This is a genomic window from Phytopseudomonas dryadis (genome assembly GCF_004327355.1).
Classification (GTDB): domain Bacteria; phylum Pseudomonadota; class Gammaproteobacteria; order Pseudomonadales; family Pseudomonadaceae; genus Aquipseudomonas; species Aquipseudomonas dryadis.
Window position 1 is genome coordinate 104,770 of sequence record NZ_QJUM01000021.1, and the last position, 6,314, is coordinate 111,083.

A 6,314-nucleotide genomic window follows, 5' to 3' on the forward strand; every position below is an offset into this window, starting at 1 on the left:
TCAGCCGACCAGCTTGTCGACGGCCGCGAGCAACTGCTGCGGCTGGAAGGGTTTGACGATCCAGGCCTTGGCGCCGGCGGCCTGGCCTTCGGCCTTCTTGCCCTGCTCGCTCTCGGTGGTGAGCATGACGACGGGCGTGAAACGATAGTCGTTGCGCGCCTTGATTTCCTTGAGCAGGCCGATGCCGTCGAGGTTGGGCATGTTCACGTCGCTGATGATCAGGTTGATCTTCTGCCCGTTGAGCTTGCTCAGCGCATCGCGCCCGTCCACCGCCTCGATGACCTGGTGGCCGGCCCCGGACAGGGTCATCTTCACCAGTTGGCGCATGGACGAGGAATCGTCGACGATCAGGATGGTCTTGGCCATGGTAGGGCTCCGCTGTAGGGCTCAGAAAAAGGTGATGTCGCTGGCGCTGGGTTGCTGGCGCGAACCGCTCGCCTGGGCGTTGCGTTCCTCGTCGGTGGTGAACTGGCGGCGCAGCTCGCCGAGCCACTGCTGGGGATTGCCCAGCGGCGCCGGATCGTCGCGCTGCAGCGCCTCTTCCAGCCGGCTCATGTCGCCCTGCAGGTGATCGAGCATCTGGTCGGAGCGATCCTGGAACTGCAGGCTGACGATGATTTCCTGGATGTCGCCCTGGGTGGCCCGGGTTTCCTGCTGCAACTCCCGCGAGGAGGCGGACAGCGCCTCCAGGTTGTCGCCCAGGCCGCGCATGATTTCCCCGGCCACCTCGTCCAGGTAGCGCAGGTTGCTTTCCTCGCTGCCCGACAGTTCTTCGGCGGCGGTCACCGTGGAGCGGATCGCGCTGTTGATCTCGCCGACCTTGCCGACCATGCGCTGGCCGGTTTCCGCGGACAGGCTGGAGAGCTTGCGCACTTCGTCGGCGACCACCGAGAAGCCACGCCCGTATTCGCCGGCCCGCGCCGCCTCGATGGCGGCGTTGAGCGCCAGCAGGTTGGTCTGGCTGGCGATGTCCTGCACGTGCTTGGACATGCCCTGCAGTTCGCTGGCATAGGCGCCGAGGTGGCCGATGGTGCCGAGCAGCTCGTTCTTGCGCACGCTGGCGCCATGGAACGCCGTGGTCACCTCGTCCAGCCGCCGCTGGGCCTGGCGCAGGCTCTCGCCCATGCCGTCATGACCGATCACCCGCTCCGAGCGCTCCAGGGTCGCATCCAGGCGCTGGCCCAGGCCGGCGAAACGCTCGAACAACTGGCCGACATTGCGCGAGAGCAATTGCCGCACCTGGCCCAGGTTCTGGTTCCAGGCGGGCAGTACCGCCACCAGCAGCGGCTTGCAATCCAGTGGGACGGGATCGTTGCCGGCCTCGACGGCCTGAACCGGCGCGACCGGCTCGGTCCTTGGCCGCAGCAACAGTGCCGCGGCGGCCGCCAGCAGCAGGCCGGAGCCACTCACCCACGGCATGTCCAGCGCGCTACCGGCGCCACCGATGACGAGGCCCAACCAGAGGATGCAATAAGCCAGCACAGTGACGTTCCCGAGCGAATTCCGATGGGCGCAACGATAGGCCCGGCCGGGGCGCTCGGAAATCGGGGATTCCCCTAGGCGCCCCTAGGGGTTTGGGTCAGGCGGCCCCGGCCCGAGCGGCGCATGCTCGGGCCGGGCAACGCGTTGCCGCGTCGGCAGGTGTGCGCTCAGAGCCAGACGTCGTTGCGGGCCGTGCGCTCATTGCGTTCGTCGCCGGTGTTCAGCACACCGCGCGGCTCGATGAGCAGCAGCTTCACTTCTTGCTCAGCACAGGGCCTGTGCTCGACGCCCCGGGGCACCACATACAGCTCCCCCGCGTGCAGCAGCACGTGAGCGTCGCGCAAATCGATGCGCAACCTGCCAGCGAGCACGATGAAGGTTTCGTCGGTGTGCGCGTGGCTGTGCCAGACGAATTCGCCGTGCAGTTTCACCACCTTGAACTGGTAGTCGTTCATCTCGGCGATCACCCGCGGCGACCAGTGTTCGTCGAGCCGGGACAGCTTGTCGGCGAAGTTGATGGCCGGGTGCCTGGGTGTGTTGTGTGGGTCGCTCATGAGGGTCTCCTTCGAAAGGAGCCCAGGCTAGCGATCGACGGCGCCGGCTGGCTTGAACGATCGTGCAGCTTTCGCCCGCGCGGTCAATGGCGGGCACCCAACATGCGCAGCCACTGTGCCGGGGCAATGCCGTAGGTCTGGGTGAAGCGGCGGGTCATATGGCTCTGGTCGGAGAAGCCGGCCATGACCGCCGCATCGACCAGCGCGTGCCCGGCCAGCATCAGGCGGCGGCAGTGGTCGAGACGGCGCAGGGTCAGGTAACGATAGGGGCTGGTGCCGTAGAGGGCACGGAAGTCCCTGGACAGGCTCCAGCGGTCACGGCCACTGGCGATGGACAGGTCATCCAGGGTCACCGGGCGCTCGACGGCGCCGTGGAGGTATTCCCGGGCCCGCTCGGCGGCCTGGTAATCCAGCGCCCGCCGCCCCCGCCGTGTCCCCGCCGCCGTGTCCAGCGCCTGGGCCAGGTCGAAGAGGGCATCCTCTTCCTGGAGATCGTCGAGGGGGTCGTCCAGGCCCTGCAGCAGGGTTTCGGTCGCGGCGTACAGCCGCGGGTCGTCGGACAGGCCATTGGCGATGAACGGCAAGGGGCGGCCGCCGAGCACCCGCTGGATCAGGGCCGGCTCGATGTAGACCATCCGGTAGTGGAAGCCCTCGGCGGTGCCCGCCTCGCCGTCGTGCAACTCGTCCGGGTGGAGCACGATGGTCTTGCCGGGCAGGCTGTGCCGCATGGCCTGGCGATAGTGAAAGCTCTGCACCCCGGCAAGCGTCCGGCCTATGGCGTAGGTGTCGTGGCGGTGCGGGTCGTAGCCGTGGCCCGCGAAGTAGGCTTCGATGCGCTCCACCCGGGCCGGATGCGCCGCCCGCAGCACCCAGTTCCTGCCTTCCCCATCGCGACGCATGGCTTGCCCTCACCGTTACAGCCTCACACGGTAACCCAGGGCGGGGCCGTTGTCCCCGGCCGTCGGCGCGGGCCGTCGAAAAAGCGAACGCGGCGGCGGCATTCCACTCAATCGAACAGGGTCCGAGGAGAACGCTCACGGAGCTGGCCAAACGCCAGACCGAGCGATCGGCCCGGACAGCGCACGACGCGGCAGCAGGCTGCGTAACGACTCCACCCGGCAGCAGGAGCATGACATGACGACGTTCACCACCCGCGATGGCACCGAGCTCTATTACAAGGACTGGGGTGCCGGCAAACCGATCCTGTTCAGTCACGGCTGGCCGCTGGACGCCGACATGTGGGAGTACCAGATGCTCCACCTGGCGGCGCACGGTTATCGCTGCGTGGCCTTCGACCGCCGCGGCTTCGGACGTTCCAGCCAGCCCTGGTCGGGCTATGACTACGACACCTTCGCCGACGATATCCATCAGCTCATCGAACATCTGGACCTGCGCGAGGTGACCCTGGTGGGCTTTTCCATGGGCGGCGGCGACGTGACCCGCTACCTCGGCAAGCACGGCTCGGAGCGTGTCGCCAGGCTGGCCCTGCTGGGCGCGGTGACACCGATCTTCATCAAGACCGCCGACCACCCCGAAGGCGTGGACAAGAGCGTCTTCGACGACATTCGCGGCAACCTGCTCAAGGATCGCGCCCAGTTCATCGCCGACTTTGGTTCCACCTTCTACGGCCTGAACAAGGGCCAGACGGTCTCCGATGGCGTGCTGACCCAGACCCTCAACATCGCCCTGCTGGCTTCGCTCAAGGGCACGCTGGACTGCGTGACGGCCTTCTCCGAAACCGACTTCCGTGCCGATCTGGCCAAGGTCGACGTACCAACCCTGATCATCCACGGCGATGCCGACCAGGTGGTACCCTTCGAAGCGACCGGCAAGCTCGCCGCCGAACTGATCGATGGCGCCAAACTCAAGGTCTACCCGGGCGCGCCCCATGGCTTCGCGGTGACCCATGCCGACCGGCTCAACGACGACCTGCTGGCCTTCGTGTCGCGCTGACCGCGATCCGCGAATGCGCTGAAGTCGGCGGTCAGTGCGCGGTGTCCGACGGGATGAAGCGCAGTACCCCCGCCTGCCTCGGCCCAGCCCCGCCGGGATCGTCCGCTGGATGCACAATGCCGTCGCTGACCGGCACTTCGGCGAAGTCGAACGGGCTGATGCCGTCGAGGCAGGCCACGTTGACGCCGTACTGATGGGGGTTGGAACGGCGCTGGTGGTGCGTGTAGATGCCACAGCGCGAGCAGAAGTAATGGCGGGCGCTGCCGGTATTGAACCGGTAGAGCGTCAGCAGCTCCTGCCCCTGCAGGATATGCAGGTCCGCCCGTTCGGCGGACACGGCGATGGCGCCGCGCATGCGGCAATAGGAGCAGGTGCAACGCCGCGCGGTATGCAGACCATCGCTCAGGGTCACCTGGAAACGCACGCCACCACAATGACAGGCACCGCTGATCTCGCCGATATCCTTGTTCATCGCCTAGACCCTCGCTCGATTGGAGCGCCTAGCATACGCCACGCAGCGCTCCGGGTAGCCTGGCGTCGAGCGAAGCGATACCCAGGAATGATCGCCTATGAACCGCGGCGTCAGGGTCGAGATTCATCTCAGGACCGGCCCCGGGTATCGCTGCGCTCAACCACGGGCTACGACACCCGGCTACAACGCCGTAGCCTGGCGTTGAGCGAAGCGATACCCAGGAATGATCGCCAATGAACCGCGGCGTCAGGGTCGAGATTCGTCTCAGGACCGGCCCCGGGTATCGCTGCGCTCAACTGCAGGCTACGACGCCGGGTTGTCCTTGGGTTCGATGCACTCCGGTCGCGACCAGATCCACAGCGCACCACAGCTCATGCCCAGGCCTGCGAAAATCAGCGACGGCGTATGCGCCACCGTCAGCAGCATGATGCCGAAGGCCACCAGCATGCTCAGGCTCGCCACCAGCTTGGTGCGCCGGGTGATCACACCGCCAGCCCGCCAGTTGCGCAACAGCGGGCCGAACAGCCGGTGATTCTCCAGCCAGGCGCTCAGGCGCGGCGAACTGCGCGAGGCGGCCCAGGCCGCCAGCAGGACGAACTCGGTGGTCGGCAAGCCGGGCACGATCACCCCCAGCGCCGCCATACCGATGCTCAGGTAGGCCAGCGCCAGCCACAGCCAGCGCAGCCAACCGCTTGCTTGAGCCTGTGGCGCATCAGGCAAAACTGCGCTCCAGGTGCACCACGAAACGCTCGAACGCGGCAATCGCCGCCGCCTCCGCCTCGCGCTCCTGTTCGGCATCCAGCTCGATCGCGTCCAGGGCCGCGACGAACGCCTTCCAGCCTTGCGCCCTGCCGCCTTCCGGCTCGCCGAGATGGCGCGCGCCAAACGTCTCGCTCAGGCCCAGGGCCGGCATGCGCTTGAGCAGAAAGGCCGCGCCCAGCTTGGAACCCTCGGACACGAACAGCCAGGCCAGGGCGGCGCCGAGCCCCAGAGCGCGGCCACGAATCGCGTCATCGCCCTGCGGCACCGGCAGGCCGAGATCGGCCAGATCCAGACGCGCCTGCTCGACCCGGCAGCGCGCCGGCAGGTCGGGCACCAGTTCGATCAGGGCGGGGTCGGTATAGAGTTTTTCCAGGTCGTACTGGAACAGGTACTGGGCCGCGACGAAGCGCGCGAAGCGTTCCCGGCTGCTGAACGGGTCGTGGCTCTTGACCAGGGCGTCGAGCTTGCTGTGGGGCTCGTGGGTGATCTGGTTGAGACGCTGGGAACGCAGGGAATGGGACAGGGGCGATGATGCAGTCATGAGGAGGGTCTCAATGATGACGGAGAAACGGCAGGGTTGCGCAGACCCGGACGCGGATGGCGTGGTCGCGGCCCGAGCCTCGGTAAGGTCGGCCAGCGGCACGCCAGCAGGCCATGCGGGCAGCCAACCCTTTACATTGGTCATAAATAAGAGACGAACGAGCCCCCCGGAGTCAGTAAAAAAACTCGACCGCCGCCCGATGCCGGGTCAGCTTCCCGAGCGGAACCGGGGTGCCGGCTTCGCCGAAGACACCGGGACAAGAGCGGGCGAGGCTGCTGGAAGGCGATAGCGGCCTTCGGCCTTCGATCAAAAGCGCTTGAGGCTGGAAAGCTGGACGAAAGAGCCCATGCGGTTTGCTTGTCGTTCAGCCTCCAGCCTTTAGTCCGTAGGATGGGTGCAACCCATCAATTTGCCGATGGGTTGCACCCATCCTATGTATGGACTCGCCTTTACCTGTCAACCCGCTTTGAACAGAGAAACCCGGTTGCATCTATGTATCAGGCCTCAGCAAGGGAGCATCAGGTGCTCCGGGCCACCATTGTTTGAGCTC

8 protein-coding genes are annotated in these 6,314 nt (G+C 66.5%); 1 reads left to right on the top strand and 7 read right to left on the bottom strand.

The annotated features are described in order from the left end of the window. The 4 genes from DNK34_RS17750 to DNK34_RS17765 form a co-directional block, all read right to left on the bottom strand. Positions 1 to 366 (bottom strand): response regulator, encoded by a 366-nt coding sequence (locus tag DNK34_RS17750; protein WP_131175503.1) that lies wholly within the window; start codon positions 364 to 366, stop codon positions 1 to 3. A gap of 21 nt (positions 367 to 387) precedes the next feature. Then, a complete protein-coding gene (locus DNK34_RS17755) occupies positions 388 to 1,419 on the bottom strand; it encodes a methyl-accepting chemotaxis protein (RefSeq protein WP_131175611.1) in 1,032 nt (343 codons plus the stop codon). A 230-nt stretch (positions 1,420 to 1,649) separates the two neighbouring features. After that, positions 1,650 to 2,036 (bottom strand): cupin domain-containing protein, encoded by a 387-nt coding sequence (locus tag DNK34_RS17760; RefSeq protein ID WP_131175502.1) that lies wholly within the window; start codon positions 2,034 to 2,036, stop codon positions 1,650 to 1,652. Positions 2,037 to 2,119: 83 nt separating this feature from the next. Continuing rightward, positions 2,120 to 2,935, bottom strand: coding sequence for an AraC family transcriptional regulator (locus tag DNK34_RS17765; protein ID WP_131175501.1), 816 nt, complete (start codon positions 2,933 to 2,935; stop codon positions 2,120 to 2,122). Positions 2,936 to 3,170: 235 nt separating this feature from the next. Here DNK34_RS17765 and DNK34_RS17770 point away from each other — a divergent pair, with 235 nt between their 5' ends. Beyond that, positions 3,171 to 3,989 carry an alpha/beta fold hydrolase gene (locus DNK34_RS17770; RefSeq protein ID WP_131175500.1) on the top strand — a complete coding sequence of 273 codons (819 nt, stop codon included), beginning with the start codon at positions 3,171 to 3,173 and terminating at the stop codon, positions 3,987 to 3,989. A 31-nt stretch (positions 3,990 to 4,020) separates the two neighbouring features. Here DNK34_RS17770 and DNK34_RS17775 read toward each other — a convergent pair whose 3' ends face one another. From DNK34_RS17775 to DNK34_RS17785, 3 genes are all read right to left on the bottom strand, one after another. Then, positions 4,021 to 4,461 carry a GFA family protein gene (locus tag DNK34_RS17775; protein WP_131175499.1) on the bottom strand — a complete coding sequence of 147 codons (441 nt, stop codon included), beginning with the start codon at positions 4,459 to 4,461 and terminating at the stop codon, positions 4,021 to 4,023. 303 nt (positions 4,462 to 4,764) lie between these two features. Then, positions 4,765 to 5,181 carry a YbaN family protein gene (locus DNK34_RS17780; RefSeq protein WP_278248873.1) on the bottom strand — a complete coding sequence of 139 codons (417 nt, stop codon included), beginning with the start codon at positions 5,179 to 5,181 and terminating at the stop codon, positions 4,765 to 4,767. After that, positions 5,174 to 5,764, bottom strand: coding sequence for a biliverdin-producing heme oxygenase (locus tag DNK34_RS17785; RefSeq protein ID WP_131175497.1), 591 nt, complete (start codon positions 5,762 to 5,764; stop codon positions 5,174 to 5,176). Before DNK34_RS17785 ends, DNK34_RS17780 begins: the two co-directional genes overlap by 8 nt. Positions 5,765 to 6,314: the final 550 nt, after the last annotated feature.

Bases quoted from the DNA above. Each gene is read 5' to 3' on its own strand.
- DNK34_RS17750 (WP_131175503.1), bottom strand. From the start codon at position 366: ATGGCCAAGACCATCCTGATCGTCGACGATTCCTCGTCCATGCGCCAA.
- DNK34_RS17770 (WP_131175500.1), top strand. From the start codon at position 3,171: ATGACGACGTTCACCACCCGCGATGGCACCGAGCTCTATTACAAGGAC.
- DNK34_RS17785 (WP_131175497.1), bottom strand. From the start codon at position 5,764: ATGACTGCATCATCGCCCCTGTCCCATTCCCTGCGTTCCCAGCGTCTC.
- DNK34_RS17760 (WP_131175502.1), bottom strand. From the start codon at position 2,036: ATGAGCGACCCACACAACACACCCAGGCACCCGGCCATCAACTTCGCC.
- DNK34_RS17775 (WP_131175499.1), bottom strand. From the start codon at position 4,461: ATGAACAAGGATATCGGCGAGATCAGCGGTGCCTGTCATTGTGGTGGC.
- DNK34_RS17755 (WP_131175611.1), bottom strand. From the start codon at position 1,419: ATGCCGTGGGTGAGTGGCTCCGGCCTGCTGCTGGCGGCCGCCGCGGCA.
- DNK34_RS17765 (WP_131175501.1), bottom strand. From the start codon at position 2,935: ATGCGTCGCGATGGGGAAGGCAGGAACTGGGTGCTGCGGGCGGCGCAT.